The sequence below is a fragment of the Halorussus marinus genome, assembly GCF_004521895.1.
Taxonomy (GTDB): Archaea; Halobacteriota; Halobacteria; order Halobacteriales; family Haladaptataceae; genus Halorussus; species Halorussus marinus.
This window is the reverse complement of sequence record NZ_SBIR01000006.1, coordinates 132334-146677: the sequence shown is the minus strand read 5'-3', so window position 1 is coordinate 146677 and position 14344 is coordinate 132334. Positions and strand designations below refer to the sequence as shown.

The 14344-nt window shown below is 70.0% G+C and carries 17 protein-coding genes and 1 pseudogene; 10 read left to right on the top strand and 8 right to left on the bottom strand.

What is annotated here, in order from left to right; translation table 11 throughout:
* Positions 1-135: 135 nt before the first annotated feature.
* Both EPL04_RS18740 and EPL04_RS09540 read right to left on the bottom strand, forming a co-directional pair.
* A complete protein-coding gene (locus tag EPL04_RS18740; RefSeq protein ID WP_167599449.1) occupies positions 136-303 on the bottom strand; it encodes a hypothetical protein in 168 nt (55 codons plus the stop codon).
* A gap of 152 nt (positions 304-455) precedes the next feature.
* The gene (locus EPL04_RS09540) at positions 456-1448 is read right to left on the bottom strand and encodes a replication factor C small subunit (RefSeq protein ID WP_134671110.1); all 993 of its coding nucleotides are present in this window, start codon (positions 1446-1448) and stop codon (positions 456-458) included.
* A 201-nt stretch (positions 1449-1649) separates the two neighbouring features.
* On the opposite strand from EPL04_RS09540, the gene EPL04_RS09535 reads away from it, so the two are divergent.
* From EPL04_RS09535 to EPL04_RS09515, 6 genes and pseudogenes are all read left to right on the top strand, one after another.
* Positions 1650-2711 carry a bactofilin family protein gene (locus EPL04_RS09535; RefSeq protein ID WP_134671109.1) on the top strand — a complete coding sequence of 354 codons (1062 nt, stop codon included), beginning with the start codon at positions 1650-1652 and terminating at the stop codon, positions 2709-2711.
* A gap of 65 nt (positions 2712-2776) precedes the next feature.
* Positions 2777-2971: pseudogene (gene samp2, locus EPL04_RS19175) on the top strand (ubiquitin-like small modifier protein SAMP2); the annotation flags it as partial.
* Positions 2951-3643: a peroxiredoxin family protein gene (locus tag EPL04_RS09530; protein ID WP_245154551.1), complete on the top strand. Its 693-nt coding sequence runs from the start codon at positions 2951-2953 to the stop codon at positions 3641-3643. The pseudogene samp2 and the gene EPL04_RS09530, both read left to right, overlap by 21 nt.
* A complete protein-coding gene (locus EPL04_RS09525; RefSeq protein ID WP_134671108.1) occupies positions 3640-4089 on the top strand; it encodes a GNAT family N-acetyltransferase in 450 nt (149 codons plus the stop codon). The genes EPL04_RS09530 and EPL04_RS09525 overlap by 4 nt, the downstream gene beginning before the upstream one ends.
* A 24-nt stretch (positions 4090-4113) precedes the next feature.
* Positions 4114-4938 (top strand): polysaccharide deacetylase family protein, encoded by an 825-nt coding sequence (locus EPL04_RS09520; RefSeq protein ID WP_134671107.1) that lies wholly within the window; start codon positions 4114-4116, stop codon positions 4936-4938.
* A 119-nt stretch (positions 4939-5057) separates the two neighbouring features.
* Positions 5058-6290: a cytochrome P450 gene (locus EPL04_RS09515; RefSeq protein ID WP_134671106.1), complete on the top strand. Its 1233-nt coding sequence runs from the start codon at positions 5058-5060 to the stop codon at positions 6288-6290.
* Between the two features lie 45 nt (positions 6291-6335).
* On the opposite strand, the gene EPL04_RS09510 is transcribed toward EPL04_RS09515, so the two are convergent.
* Positions 6336-7766 carry a phosphoglucomutase/phosphomannomutase family protein gene (locus EPL04_RS09510; protein ID WP_134671105.1) on the bottom strand — a complete coding sequence of 477 codons (1431 nt, stop codon included), beginning with the start codon at positions 7764-7766 and terminating at the stop codon, positions 6336-6338.
* Between the two features lie 157 nt (positions 7767-7923).
* Here EPL04_RS09510 and EPL04_RS09505 point away from each other — a divergent pair, with 157 nt between their 5' ends.
* Positions 7924-8508, top strand: coding sequence for an NADPH-dependent FMN reductase (locus EPL04_RS09505; protein WP_134671104.1), 585 nt, complete (start codon positions 7924-7926; stop codon positions 8506-8508).
* 10 nt (positions 8509-8518) lie between these two features.
* On the opposite strand, the gene EPL04_RS09500 is transcribed toward EPL04_RS09505, so the two are convergent.
* From EPL04_RS09500 to larB, 3 genes are all read right to left on the bottom strand, one after another.
* Complete coding sequence (locus EPL04_RS09500) at positions 8519-8773, bottom strand: GIY-YIG nuclease family protein (RefSeq protein ID WP_134671103.1); 255 nt, start codon at positions 8771-8773, stop codon at positions 8519-8521.
* 59 nt (positions 8774-8832) lie between these two features.
* Entirely contained in the window at positions 8833-8988 is a 156-nt protein-coding gene (locus EPL04_RS19515) for a DUF7563 family protein (RefSeq protein WP_449272292.1), read from the bottom strand.
* A 124-nt stretch (positions 8989-9112) separates the two neighbouring features.
* Entirely contained in the window at positions 9113-9868 is a 756-nt protein-coding gene (gene larB, locus EPL04_RS09495) for a nickel pincer cofactor biosynthesis protein LarB (RefSeq protein WP_134671102.1), read from the bottom strand.
* Between the two features lie 179 nt (positions 9869-10047).
* On the opposite strand from larB, the gene EPL04_RS09490 reads away from it, so the two are divergent.
* Positions 10048-10215, top strand: coding sequence for a DUF1931 domain-containing protein (locus EPL04_RS09490; RefSeq protein ID WP_134671101.1), 168 nt, complete (start codon positions 10048-10050; stop codon positions 10213-10215).
* Between the two features lie 90 nt (positions 10216-10305).
* On the opposite strand, the gene rpiA is transcribed toward EPL04_RS09490, so the two are convergent.
* Positions 10306-10992, bottom strand: coding sequence for a ribose-5-phosphate isomerase RpiA (gene rpiA, locus EPL04_RS09485; RefSeq protein ID WP_134671100.1), 687 nt, complete (start codon positions 10990-10992; stop codon positions 10306-10308).
* A 110-nt stretch (positions 10993-11102) separates the two neighbouring features.
* Between rpiA and EPL04_RS09480 the strand changes: the two genes are divergently transcribed.
* Together EPL04_RS09480 and EPL04_RS09475 are read left to right on the top strand one after the other, a co-directional pair.
* A complete protein-coding gene (locus EPL04_RS09480; protein WP_134671099.1) occupies positions 11103-11858 on the top strand; it encodes an ABC transporter ATP-binding protein in 756 nt (251 codons plus the stop codon).
* Positions 11858-13099 carry an ABC transporter permease gene (locus EPL04_RS09475; protein WP_134671098.1) on the top strand — a complete coding sequence of 414 codons (1242 nt, stop codon included), beginning with the start codon at positions 11858-11860 and terminating at the stop codon, positions 13097-13099. The genes EPL04_RS09480 and EPL04_RS09475 overlap by 1 nt, the downstream gene beginning before the upstream one ends.
* Before the next feature lie 15 nt (positions 13100-13114).
* On the opposite strand, the gene EPL04_RS09470 is transcribed toward EPL04_RS09475, so the two are convergent.
* Complete coding sequence (locus tag EPL04_RS09470) at positions 13115-14245, bottom strand: ORC1-type DNA replication protein (RefSeq protein WP_134671097.1); 1131 nt, start codon at positions 14243-14245, stop codon at positions 13115-13117.
* Positions 14246-14344 lie beyond the last annotated feature (99 nt).

Genomic DNA, 14344 nt, shown 5'->3' with positions numbered 1-14344 from the left:
TGCGTATTTCGCCAACGAACGGGTAAAACAGTTCCGCAAGCCCACCGGCGCGCGTCGGCGAGCGGACGCCTCGCCGACGCGTCCTCACACGGTCGCGCACCCGGCCCGCACCCAGTCGGCCGGAGAGCCGACCGATCAGTCGTCGGCGGCCGGGCGCGGTCCCGCCTCGCCGGTCCGCGTTCGAACCGGCTCGGCCCCGCAGTCGACGCAGGCGTAGTTGCCCTCGACCGTCTCGACGACGGGCGCGTTACACTCGATACACTTCAGGCGCGCGTCCCGTACTTGTCTCGGATAGCGTCCCATGATGTCCGCTCCCCGATACGCCGGACCCCGGCATAAGCGGGCCGGCCGTTCGGGATCGTTCGGCTCCGAAACGCGCGATTTCCGCGTCGGGCGCGACCCCCCGTCGCGATCTCGCGCCGAAAACGCGCGATTGGGCGTCGGTCAGTCCCGGGCTACTCGTCTTCGAGCGACAGCGACGCCAACAGCGCCTCCAACTGGACGCGCTCGTTGGCGCCCTCGGTGATGCGGTAGTCGACCTCGCCCACCCGGTCCATGAGTCGGACGGCGGCCTCGTCGTCGAGGTCGAACTCCCACACCGATCGGTGGAGCTGGTCGATGATGTCCCCGCCCGCCATCCCCTTGTTCGACAGCAGGTCGTCGAGGATCGAGCGGGCCTTCGCGAAGTCGCCGTCGAGCGCTCGCCGGACCATCTCCTCGATCTCCTCGGGGCGGGCGGTGCTGGTGATCGAAAACACCGCGTCCTCGTCGACGGTCTCGCCCATCACGGCGGCGGCCTGCAACGCGTTGATCGCCTTGCGCATGTCGCCGTCGGCGGCGTAGACCAGCGCGTCGACGCCCTCCTCGGTCGTCTCGATCCCCTCGGCCTCGGCCACGATCCGGACCTGCTCGGCGATCGCCGCCTCGTCCAGCGGCCCGAACCGGAACGTCGCACACCGCGACTGGATCGGGTCGATGATCTTACTGGAGTAGTTACACGACAGGATGAATCGGGTGTTCGAGGAGAACTGCTCCATCGTCCGCCGGAGCGCCGACTGGGCGTCGGACGTGAGGGAGTCGGCCTCGTCGAGGAAGATGATGCGGTAGTCGTAGCCGCCGAACGACGACCGCGCGAAGTTCTTGATCCGGTCTCGGACCACGTCGATGCCCCGCTGGTCGGAGGCGTTGAGTTCGAGGAAGTTCTGCTCCCAGTCGTCGCCGTACAGCTCCTTGGCGATCGCGGTCGCCGACGTGGTCTTCCCGACGCCGGCCGGCCCGGAGAACAGGAGGTTCGGCAGGTCGTTGCGCTCGATGTAGCTCCGGAGGCGCGCGGTGATGTCCTCGTGGCCCGCCACCTCGTCGAGCGTCTGGGGTCGGTACTTCTCGATCCAGATCTCCTGGCGACCCGGCCTCTGCTCGCCGTCGCCCTCGCTCTCGGCCTCGCTCATGTGTGTCCCGAGGGGCTTGCCGGTCTTAAAGCCCGCGAGGTGCCCCGCACGCGGCCCCGACGGCGGCTCGGGGCCGTCGGGCGCCGAAACGACCGTTACGCCCCGGGGCGGGACGGGCCGGCGCGGCGTAAGTCGTGCTTAACCGTGTGGCTCGTTCACAACGGGGAAATTACTATTTACCTGACGGGTGAGTGCTCCGACATGGAACGACGGTTCGCGCTCGCGATCGCGCTCGCGGTGGTGGTGACGCTGGCGGCCGTGCCCGCGCCGGTCGCGGCCGAGGAGACGCGGTCGGGGGGCACCGTCGTCGTCGACGCCGACGAGACGGTCGACGAGGATCTGACGGCGTTCGCCGGCACGGTCGTGGTCCGGGGGACGGTCGACGGCGACCTCACGGCGTTCGCGGGCAACGTGTTCGTCGACGGCACCGTGACCGGCGATCTGGAGGCGTTCGCCGGCAACGTCCGGATCAACGGCACCGTCGAGGGCGACGCCAGCGCGGCCGGCGGCAACGTCTTTCTCGCCCAGAGCGGCCGGGTCGGGGGCCAGCTCGACGCCGGGGCGGGCAACGTCGTGCTCGAAGGCGAGGTCGGCTCGGACGCCCGACTCGGCGGCGGGACCGTGACCGTCCGGCCGAGCGCGGCGATCGGCGGCGACCTAGAGTACAGCGGCCAGCTCGATCTCGCCGACGGCGCGACCGTCGACGGGCAGGTCCGCCAGACCGACGACCTCGACGTCGGCATCACCGGTCCGAGCTTCCCCGGCTGGCTCGGCTGGGCGTACGGCCTGCTGGTCAACCTCCTGCTCGGGGCGGTGTTGCTGTTGGTGTTCCCGCGGTTCTCGGGCGCGGTCGCCGGCCGGGCGATCGAGCGCCCGCTCCGGTCGGCCGGGGTCGGGCTCGCGCTGTTCGTCGGGGTGCCGGTCTTGCTGGTGGTGTTCGCGATCACGCTGGTCGGGATCCCGCTGTCGCTGTTCGGCGCGGTCGTCTACGGCCTCGCGATCTGGACCGGGCTGGTGTACGGCTCGTTCTCGATCGGGACGTGGCTACTCGCGATCGCCGACGTCGACAACCGATGGCTCGCGCTCGCGGTCGGGGTGCTCGTCGTCTCGATCGCGGACTTCGTGCCGGTCGTCAGCGGGCTGGTGCAGTTCGTCGTCGTCCTGCTCGGACTCGGGGCGCTCGCGCTCGCGATCTGGGACCGGTACCAGAACCGGAACCGGCCGGCCGGTCGCGGCTCGGCCGTCGGGACGGGCGCCTCGTAGTCCGACGCCCTCCCGCGAGCGCGTAGCCCGACACGCTTACCACCCGCCGCGAGCAATCCTGTGGCATGCACGTCACCGTCGAGGTCGTCGGCGAGGACAGCCACGACCTCGAAGTTCAGGACGCGACCTACGCCGACCTGCTCGACGCGGTGGGCCTGAGCCCCCACGAGGTGTCGGTGATGGTCGACGGCCGCCCGGTGCCCGAAGACCAGCCGGTCGAGACCGACCACGTCAGAGTCCTGCGACTCATCAAGGGCGGGAGCGCCGGCGCCGACGCCGACGGAGTCGGGACCGTCGACGCCGAGGCTGACGGCTCGGCCCCCGACGGCGCCCCGAACCGGACCGACCTCGACGCGCGCGAAGGCCCGGACGGACTCTCGGCGTTCGGGGTCTCGGCCCTCGACTTCGAACTCCCGAACGCCGGGGTCGGCCCCGACCCGCTCGCGCTCTCGACGCTGGCGGCCGACCCGACCAACGGCGTCGGCCGGCCGATCCCCCGGCGCCCGACGACGCCGCACAACGACGCCGTCGTCCTGTTCTTCCAGCGGGACTACCACAGCCGAACGTGTCGCGAACAGCTCCGGGCGGTCGCGGACCGCTACGGCGAGTTCCGGGCTCGTCGGGCCGCGGCGGTGGCGGTGGTCCCCGAGCCGAAAGCCCGCGCCGAGGCGTGGCAACGCCGGCTCCACCTCCCGTTCGCGCTCGTCGCCGACGCCGACAAGCGGGTGGCCGAGCAGTACGGCCAGCCGACCCGGTTCGGCCGGCTCGGCGGGCTCCACGATCTCCTCGGTCGGCTCCCGCAGGTCGTGATTCTGGACACGCGCGCCGACCCGGAGCTGTACGCGATCCACCGGGGTGACGGGCCGAGCGACCGTCCCGCCGTCGAGGACGTGCTGGCGATGGTCGACCGCCTGCTCGCCGACGCCGAATGAGCGTCGCGGTCCGGGCGGCGACGCCCGACGACGGACTCGGGGTGCGTCGGGTCCTCGACGCCGCGATGCTCGACGTTCGGGCGGATCTCCCCGAGCGGATCGAGGCGGGCGACGTACTGGTCGCGGTCGGGTCGGGCCCCGACCCCGGCGACTCGTCGGCCGACTCGCGAGACGCCGACGGCCCCGTGGTCGGGGCGCTGGTCGCGGTTCCGATCGAGTGGGGCGCGCGCATCGACGCGGTCGCGGTCCGGCGTGCTCGTCGGGCGCGGGGCGTCGGCACCGCGCTCGTTCGGGCGGCGGCCGCGGACCGCTCGCGGCTCGTCGCGGCGTTCGATCCCGACGTGCGCCCCTTCTACGAGTCGCTCGGATTCGACATCTTGCCCGCCGGAGACGGGCGGCTCCGGGGAGTGTGGCCGCCCGACTGCGGGAGCCATCCCAAACGTTAACGTTCGGCGAGGAGAGTTCGACCCATGAGCGGTCCGACCGTCTGTCTCGGGTTCGACTTCGACGCGGTCTCGATCTGGATCCACGCCTACGACGCGGCCGACAGCCCGACCACGCTCTCGCGGGGCGAGTACGGCGCGGAGGTCGCGGTCCCTCGACTCCTCGACTGTCTCGACCGGCTCGGGGTCCCGGCGACGTTCTTTACCCCCGGCCACACGGTCGACAGCTTCCCCGAGCGCGTCAAAGAGGTCCACGAGCGCGGCCACGACGTCCAGCACCACGGCTGGAGCCACAGGCACCCCGGCTCGTTCGAGAGCCGGGCGGCCGAGCGCGCCGACGTCGTCCGGGGCATCGAGAGCATCGAGGACGCGATCGGCGAGACCCCGACCGGCTACCGCTCGCCCGCGTGGGACTTCTCGGCCCACACTCTCGACGTGCTCCGGGAACTGGGCTTCGAGTGGGATTCGAGCCAGATGGGCCACGACTTCCGGCCGTACTACCTCCGGACGGGCCGGGAGGCCCCGACCGACGGCGCGTACGATCCCGGCATCGAGACCGAGATCCTCGAACTCCCGGTGTCGTGGCACCGCGACGACTGGCCCGCCCTCCAGTACGTCCCCGACGCCTCCGGGCGGACGGCGCCCGACGAGCCCGGCGTGTTCGATGCGTGGCGCGAGCAGTTCGAGTGGATGTGCGAGCGCGTCGACGACGGGGTGTTCTCGCTCACGTTCCACCCGCAGGTCGTCGGCCAGCCTCCGCGGCTCCGATACCTCGAATCGCTGGTCGCCGAACTACGAGCGACGCCGAGCGTCGAGTTCGAGACGTTCGATCGAGTCGCGGCGCGGTTCTGAGGGCGTCGACTGTCCGCGAACGCGCGGGCCGACCGTGAGGACGGGGGCGACCACACCGCAGTCTGGCGATTCGGCGCCGCCACCCGAACGCTTTTGGCTCTCTCTGGCGTCCACCGACCATGAGTTCTGCCGACCCCGGCGGCCTGCAGGTACTGCCCGAGGAGCTCGAATCACGCGAGGCGTGGCTCGAGCCGTTCGACTGGTACCGAACGATGCGCGAGGACGCGCCGGTCCGGTACGACTCCGACCGTCGCACTTGGGACGTCTTTCGGTACGAGGACGTCAAGCGGATCCTCGACGACGACGAGACGTTCTCGGTCAACCCGAGGATGGCCGACGGGTTCCGAGAGCCCGACCGCCCCGAGGAGGGGCTGATATTCGAGACGATGCTGTTTCAGGACCCGCCGCGCCACGACGAACTCCGGGGCATCGTCGACGACGCGTTCGAACCGCGAGCCCTCACGGACCTCGAACCGAAGATCCGCGAGTTCGCGATCGACCTCCTCGGGGAGGCGTTCGCGGGCGAGGACGGGACGACGGAGCTGGTCGACGCGTTCGCGTACCCGCTCCCGGTCACCGTCATCGCCGAACTCCTCGGGGTGCCGGCCGAGGACCGCGATCGGTTCAAGCGTTGGTCGGACACCCTCGTCGAGGCCACGAGCGCCGACGAGGACACCGAGGAGTACAACGAGCGCCAGCGGGCCGCCCAGATGGAGATGGCGAGCTACTTCTTCGAGATGATCGAGGACCGCCGCGAGTCGCCGCGCGACGACCTCATGACACAAATCGTCACCCGAGAGCTCGACGACGGCTCCCGGCTCTCCGAGCAGGAGGCGCTCGGGACGTGTATCCTGTTGCTCGTCGCCGGCAACATCACCACGACGAACCTCATCACGAACGCTGTCCGGTGTTTCAGCGATCACGACCTGTTCGAGGAACTCCGCGGCGAGGCGAGCGTCCAGACCGCGATCGAGGAGGTGTTGCGGTACCGATCGCCGGTGCAGGCGATGAGCCGGGTCGCGACCGAGGACGCGACGATCCAGGGCTCGACCATCGAGGCGGGCGATCGCCTCATCGTGTGGCTCGGGTCGGCGAACCGCGACGAACGCCAGTTCGACGACGCCGACGCGTTCGTCCCGGACCGGACGCCGAACCAGCACCTCGGCTTCGGCCACGGGACCCACTACTGTCTGGGCGCGCCGCTCGCCCGCCTCGAGGCGAAGGTCGCGATCGAAGAACTCCTCGACCGCACGTCGACCGTCGGGGTCGCCGACACCGAACTCCAGCCGACCCGGAGCTCGCTGGTCTACGGCGTCGAGTCGCTCCCGGTCACGTACGAGACCTCCGAGTGAGTCCGTGATCGGCACCTTTCGAGATCCCGGCCGGGCCGGGTCGCCCTACACCAGCGGTTCGACCAGTTCCCGGCCGGCCTCCAGCAGGGCGTCGACCCGGGCCTCGCTTGTGGCCTCGGCGTACACCCGCATCTTGGGCTCGGTGCCGCTCGGCCGGACGAGTAGCCACGAGCCGTCTTCGAGCAGGATCTTGAAGCCGTCGGTGGCGTTGACGTCGTCGACGCGCTCGCCCGCGACCTCCTCGGGGAGGGCGGCTTCGAGATCGACGAGCACGTCGGCCTTCCGGTCGTCCGGGCAGTCGACGCTCACCTTGTGCTGGTGGACCTCGCCGAACTGATCGAGCAGGGCGTCGACCCGGTCGTCGTACGAGCGCTCGGACTCGACCTGCGCGGCGAGCACCGCCATCAACACGCCGTCTTTCTCGCGGTTGTGGCCCCGGATCGAGAACCCGCCCGACTCCTCGCCGCCGATCAGCGCGTCGTGGTCGCCCATCGCCTCGGCGACCCACTTGTAGCCGACCGCGGTCTCGATCACGTCCTCGCCGTGGGCCTCGGCGATCCGGTCGATCAGGAAGGTGGTCGATACCGTCCGGACGGCCGGCCCCGAGTCACCGTCGGACTCGCTTCGCTCGCCCGACGAGCTTTCGCTCGCGGAAGCGTCTTCGAGCAGGTAGTCGTACGTCGCCGCGAAAAAGAGGTTCTCGTCCAGAAACCCCCGCTCGGGGGTCACGAGCGCGATGCGGTCGGCGTCGCCGTCGTTGGCGATGCCCAGATCGGCGTCGCCTTCCTCGACGGCCTCGACGAGCCCCCGGAGGTTCTCCGCGCTTGGCTCGGGGTTGGTGCCGCCGAACTCGGGGTCCCGGTCGCACCGCAGGCGCTCGACGTCGGCGCCGGCGCGTTCGAGGAGTTCGTCGGTGTAGCCTCGCCCCGAGCCGTGCATCGCGTCGTAGACTACGGTGAGCCCGTCGAGGTCGGGGTCGACGAGGTCGAAGACGTGTTCGGCGTACGGTTCGAGGAAGTCGACCTCCTCGACCGAGCCGTGGTCGGCCTCCTCGAGCGCGCGGGGCTCGCCGATCCGGGCCATGATCTCGTCGGTGACCTCGGGGAGGGCGGGCGCCGCGTCGTGGGGGAAGAACTTCACGCCGTTGTAGTTCGGGGGGTTGTGGCTCGCCGAGACCACCAGCGCGCCCGCCAGATCCCGGTCGGCGATCGCCCAGACCGCAAGCGGCGTCGGGCAGTCGCGCTCGGGCACCAGCGCGTCGAAGCCGTTGGCCGCCAGCACCCGACACAGCTCCTCGGCGAACCCTCGGGAGGTCTCGCGGGCGTCGTAGCCGACCGCGACCGTCCCGCCCTCCCGGTCCTCGACCTCCCGGAGGTAGTCGGCGACCGCCTGCCCGACCATCCGGACGCGGGGCGCGGTGAACTCGTCCAGCGTGGCTCGCCAGCCGTCGGTTCCGAACGAAATCGGCGTCTCCATACCCCGACTCTCTGTGCGCGCGCCGAAAAAACCACCGCGAGGGTCGATCGCACACCGTCCGGCCGGGGGTCCCCGCCCCGCCGAAACGTCTCACGGACCGTACAAAAACCGAGTTCCGGAAAGCGCTTTACCGATCGCTCCCGTAATTCCGACCAGTATGACCGCCACGCCGACCGTCGTCGCGCTCGCCGGAAGCATGCGCGACGGCAGTTACACCCGCGTCGCCCTCCGTCACGCGCTCGCGGTCGCCGCCGACCGAGGGGCCGAGACCGAACTCCTCGACGTCCGGGAGTACGACCTGCCGGTGTTCGATCCCGACGCCGACGAACCGTCCGCGGCGACCGACCTCAAGCGCGCCATCCGAGGCGCCGACACGGTCCTGTGGGGGAGCCCGGTGTACCACGGCTCGTACTCGGCGGCGTTCAGGAACGTCCACGACTACTGCGGGTGGGACGAGTACGAGGACACCACCGTCGGCCTGCTGGTGGCGGCCGGCGGGGGCTCGTTCGGGAGCACGCTCGATCACATGCGGGTGACCGCCCGCGGCGTCCACGCGTGGGTCTTGCCCCATCAGGTCGGGATCCGGAACGCCGGCGACAAGATTCGGGACGGCGAGATCGTCGACGAGGACATCGCCGACCGGGTCCGGACGCTCGGCGAGCAGGCGGTCGAGTACGCCTTCATCGACCCCGTCGTGACCGCCGAACAGGCCGACGCCGAGGGCGCGGCCGGCGACGACTGACGGGCCCCGCTCACTCGCTCGGCCCCTCGATCAGCCGTTCTTTTCGGGGTCGCGAGAGCTGTTTGATCTCGTACTCGCGGGACATCGCCGCCGACTTCGTCTCGAACGCCTCGGTGTGGACGAGTTCGACGGGCGTGCGCCCGCGGGTGTACTTCGCGCCCTCGCCCCGGTCGTGTTCGCGGACCCGACGCTCGACGTCGGTGGTGTAGCCAGTATAGAAACTTCCGTCGTCGCACTCGATAACGTAGACCCAGTGGACCGTCACGCCCGACAGGCTTCGCGTGGTGGTTCTTTTGCCCTTCGGTTCCCGCCCGATTTGATGGGCTATACTCGAGCCTCTCTGGCGCGTTCGCGCGCGACCTCCGCGATTCCGGCGTTCGCCGAGCAGTCGGGGCAGGCTCTGACCTGACCGTCGGCGTCGGCGAACACACGAACGAATCGTTCGGAGACGTGCGCACTGCAGTGGTCACACTTAGGCATGTTCACAGCTGACAGGGTAACTGCCAGCGTTCGATCGTTTGTCCCCCATCGTAAAAAGTGCTTCCCAATATCTGTCCCAAATTTCTTGAACCACAAGAATATTTTCCGTATACTCGGAGTCGCCCTACCTGTCGACGGCGCGAGCGATCAGACCGGCCTGCGCGCCGGCGACGAACCCCGCGTCGACGTTCACGGTCGACAGGACGGTGCAGGACTGCAACATCCCCGAGAGCGCGGCCTCCCCCTCGCCGCCGTGGCCGTAGCCCGTCGAGACCGGCAGGCCGATCACCGGGGTGTCGACCAGCCCGGCGACCACGGTCGGGAGCGCGCCCTCGCGGCCCGCCGCGACCACGAGCGCGTCGGTCGCCCGGAGGGCTTCGAGCTGGTCGACGATCCGAGTGAGCGCCGCCACGCCCACGTCGTCGATCCGATCGACGGTCGCGCCCATCTCGGCGGCGATCGCCGCCGCCTCGCCCGCCGGTACCGCGTCGCTCGTCCCCGCGGTGACGACCCCAACCGTCGCGTCCAGCGACGGCGGCTCGAAGGTCGGGCCGTGGGCGACCACCACGCCCGATCGGTCGCGGACCGTCACGTCGGCGTCGGGGTGGGCCTCGCCGAGTCGGTCGCGGATCGCCCGTCGCTGGTCGGGGTCGGTCCGAGTCACGATCGCTCGCCCGGCGGTTTCGACCGCCGTCGCGGCCAGTGACGCCGCCTCGGCGGGGGTCTTGCCGTCGCCCAAGATGGCCTCGGGCACGCCGCGGCGGCGCTCGCGGGCCGCGTCGAAGCGCCCGGCTTCGTCGGTCGCGTAGCCGGCGAGTCGGGCCTCGGCGTCCGCCGGGCTGACCTCGCCGGCCGCCACCGCCTCCAGGAGTTCGCGCATACCCCACGCTGGGGGCTCCACGTACTCTTACCCTGCGACTTCGCGGTCGGCGCAAAACAACCGTATACTATTTATAAGTTTTGGCTATCGCCGGAGATATCCGCGAACCGAGCCACTTGGCGGCGTTCATGCGAATATTTGGGAAGCTTTATTACTGGCGGGCGGAAAACCAAGGTCGTATGGCAGACCTCATCGTCAAAGCCGCTGTCAAGGACGCACTGGACGACAAGAACGTGGCGTCGGACTTCTACGACGCGCTCGACGAGCGCGTCGAGGAACTCCTCGACGAGTCGGCCCGTCGCGCCGAGGCGAACGACCGAAAGACCGTCCAGCCGCGCGACCTGTAACTCGGGCGATTCCGTTCCCTTTTATCGAACGCCCGACTTCTGAGCCGCCGGCTTCTCGTCTCGAACGCGACTGCCGACCGAAACCACGGCTCAGAAGCGTCTGACGTCGACGCCGTCCTCGCGACCGACGTGGACCTCGTCGGCCATCCCCACGAACAGGCCGTGTTCGACCGCGCCGGGGATCGCCGCGAGGTCGGCCGCGAGCTCCGCCGGCCGCGCCACGCCGCCGAACTCGCAGTCGAGCACGAGGTTGCCGTTGTCGGTCACGACCGGCCCGTCCTTGCGCTCGGCGCGCCGGAGCGCGGGCGCACCCCCGAGCGCCCGCACCGCCGCGGTCGCGGTCGTGCGAGCGTCCGGGAGCACTTCGAGCGGGATCGGGTGATCGAGTCGATCGGCGGCCTTGCTCGGGTCCGCGACCACCACCAGACGGTCGGCCGCCGCGTCGACGATCTTCTCGCGAGCGTGGGCGGCGCCCCCGCCCTTCACGAGGTGGGGCCCCGAGAACTGGTCGGCGCCGTCGATCGCGAGGTCCACGCCGTCGACCGCGTCGAGCGACGCCAGCGGGATCCCGACCTCCCGGGCCAGTTCGCGCGACTGGAACGACGTCGGGACTCCCCGCACGTCGAGTCCGCTGTCGACCGCTCGCCCGATCGCCCGGATCGCGTGGGCCGCGGTCGAGCCGGTTCCGAGCCCGACCACCATCCCGTCTTCGACCGCCTCGGCGGCGCTCTCGCCCGCCGCGCGCTTCTCCTCGTCGCTACCGCCGGTCGCCTTCATGGCGCCACCTCCGGTTTCCGCCCCCAAAAGTGTGGCCGACCTCGCAACGATCCGTTTGGGCGTCCAACGGGCGCCACCGTTTTGCCAGTCGGCCCCGTACCTCGTGTGAAATGGCCGCCAGTCACTCGGACTCCGCGCCCGACGCGGGGCCCGACCGCGAGGACGCGGTGTCGCTTCGCGACGTGCGAAAGACCTACTACCTCGGCGAACCGGTCCACGCGCTCGACGGGGTGACTCTCTCGATACCCCGCGGTTCGTACACCGCGGTCATGGGACCGAGCGGATCGGGCAAGAGCACGCTCCTCAACCTTATCGGCTGTCTCGACACCGCGAGCGAGGGCGAGGTGTTCGTCAACGGCACCGAGGTCTCGGAGCTCTCCAATCGGGACCGCACGCGGGTCCGGGGCGACGAGATCGGGTTCGTGTTCCAGACGTTCAACCTCATGCCGAAGCTCACCGCGGCCGAGAACGTCGCGCTCCCGCTTGTGTTTCAGGGCGTCTCGCGGAGCGATCGGCGCGACCGCGCCGAGGCGGTGCTTGCGGAGGTCGGGCTCGGCGACCGAACCGACCACCGGCCCAACGAGCTGTCGGGCGGTCAGCGCCAGCGGGTCGCGATCGCGCGGGCGCTCGTGACCGACCCCGCCATCATCCTCGCCGACGAGCCGACCGGCAACCTCGATCAGGAGACCGGCGAGCAGATCATGGGCCTGTTCCAGCGGCTCCACGACGAGGGCCACACCGTCCTGATGGTGACCCACGAGCGGCCCATCGCCGAGCACGCCGAGCGCGTGATCCACGTCCTCGACGGCACGATCGAGCGCGTCGAGGAGATCGAATCGCCCCGCCGCGTCGAGACCGACGTCTGATGGACGCCGCCGAGAGCTTCCGGCTCAGCTGGCGGGCGATCCGGAGCCACAAGCTCCGGTCGGCGCTGACCGTCCTCGGGGTCGTGATCGGCGTGGGCGCGGTCATCACCTTCGTCACCCTCGGGGCGAGCCTGCAGGCCGACATCCTCGGGCAGGTCGGCGGCGAGCGCACCCCGAACGTCTACGTCTGGGCCGGCCCGGAGGGTCAGAACGGCGGGCCGGGCGCGGGCGCCCAGCCCGTGTTCACCGAGCGCGACCTCGACGAACTCCGGGCGCTCTCGGGCGTCTCGGCGGTCGTTCCGCGCGGGATCGTCCCGACGGCGGCGGTCTCGTCGGGCGGGGACACGGTCGCCCAGCGGCAGGTGATCGCCACCTCGCCGGCGTCGTTCGACTCGGCGTCGTTTGCCGCCGGCCGGCCCTTCCGGCAGGGCGAGCGCGAGGTCGTGTTGAACGAGCGGGCCGCCCGGCTGTTCGAGACGCAGGCGGTCGTCGGCGACGAGGTGACCCTGCGGCTCGCGTCGGGCGAGTCGGTCGGCGCCGAGGTGGTCGGACTGCTCAACGCCTCGGCGGGCGGCGGCCCCTTCGCGGGGCTGGACTCCCAGCCGCTGGTGTTCGTGCCGACCGACCCCTTCTACGGGACGACCATCGAGAGCCCCGAGACCGGCGAGACCCAGCGCGTCTATCCGACGGTGACGGTGATCGCCGAGGACTTCGGCGCGGTCGCCGGCGCCAAGACCGACGTCCGGGCGTACCTCGACGACCGCTCGGACGCCGCGGCGCTCGTGCCCGACGACTACGCCTTCTCGGTCCGGACCGATCAGGACCTCGTCGACCAGATCGAGGAGCTGTTGAGCACGCTCACCGACTTCGTGACCGGGATCGCGGTCATCTCGCTGATCGTCGGCTCGATCGGGATCGCCAACATGATGCTCGTGAGCGTGACCGAACGGACCCGCGAGATCGGGATCATGAAGGCGGTCGGCGCCCAGAAGCGCGACGTGCTCCAGCTGTTCTTGCTGGAGGCGGTGATGCTCGGCGTGTTCGGCGCGGTCGCGGGCGTTCCGGTCGGAATCCTGGGCGCGTACGCCGCCGCCGAGTACGTCGGGCTGTCGCTGGTGTTTCCCCTCGAGTGGTTCGCCATCGCGGTCGGGGTCGGCCTGCTCGTCGGCGTCGTCGCGGGGCTGTATCCGGCGTGGAACGCCGCCCGGACCGACCCCATCGACGCGCTCCGTTACGAGTGACCGGTCGACGGACCGCTACTCTTCCAATCGGTTCAACACCGCCTCGGGGTCGTAGCGAAGCGAGAGCTGTCGGGACCGGCCCCGGCCCTCGACGTTGGTGTAGGTCGCGTCGATGATGTCGAGTTGATCGAGCTTGTTGATGATCTCGGAGTAGCGGGTGTAGCCCAGATCGGTCCGGTCGTGGAAGGCGTCGTACACGTCACCGGCCTGCTCGCCGTCGTGCTCGGCGATGACCTCTAGCAGTTCGAGCTCGCTCTCGTTGAGCGCCCGGAGGCTGTGACTGAGATGGACGTACTTGGACTTCTCGTAGGCCTCCTCGACGTCGTCGACGCTGACGGTCTTGCTCGCGCGCATCTCGGCGTTCAGCCCCGCCCGCCGCAGGAGGTCGATCCCGACCCGGAGGTCGCCGCTCTCGGCGGTGAGTTTGGCCACCTCGTCGAGGACCGCCGGCGGGACGACGTCGTCGTGGAACCCCCGGTCGATGCGCGCGCCGAGGATGTCGACGATCTCCTCGGGGTCGTACACCGGAAAGTACACCTCCTCGGGCCGGAAGACGCTCTGGACCCGGCCGTCGAGCTCCTCGATCACGTCGAGGTTGAGGTCCGACGAGACCACCACGACCCCGATCTTCGCGCCCGAGTGTGCCTCGTGGGCTCGCAACAGCGAGTAGAGCGTATCCGAGGCCTCGCCCTCGTAGAAGAGATAGTTCACGTCGTCGAGCGCGACCACCAGTACCTCGTCGTCCTCGACCAGCTTCTCGGTGATCTGGCGGAACAGCTTCTTGAACGAGATGCCCGACGACGGGGGCTCGTACTCGAAGATCCCCTCGAAGATGCGGGAGAACACCGAGTAGCGCGTCGAGTCGACCTGACAGTTCACCCGCACCGTGCGGACGTCGGTCTGGGACGACAGCTCGCCGAACAGCTTCTGGACCGCCGTGGTCTTGCCCGTGCCCGGCGGCCCGCGGGAGATGACGTTCAGCGGCCGCGACCCGCGTGCGGCGGGACGGAGCGCGTACTTGAGACTCTCCATCTGGCTCTCCCGGTGAGCGAAGGTCTCGGGCACGTAGTCGATCTCGAAGACGTGTTCGTCCCGGAACACGGTCTCGTCCCACGAGAGCATTCCCTCGTCGGGGTCCTCTGCCATCACTTTCACCACGCTCTTCCAACTACTTAATCTTTCGGCGCCCGGAAATTCCGGCGCGTAGAGGCGTCCTCCCGACCGATTCGGGGGTCGGGATCGAGA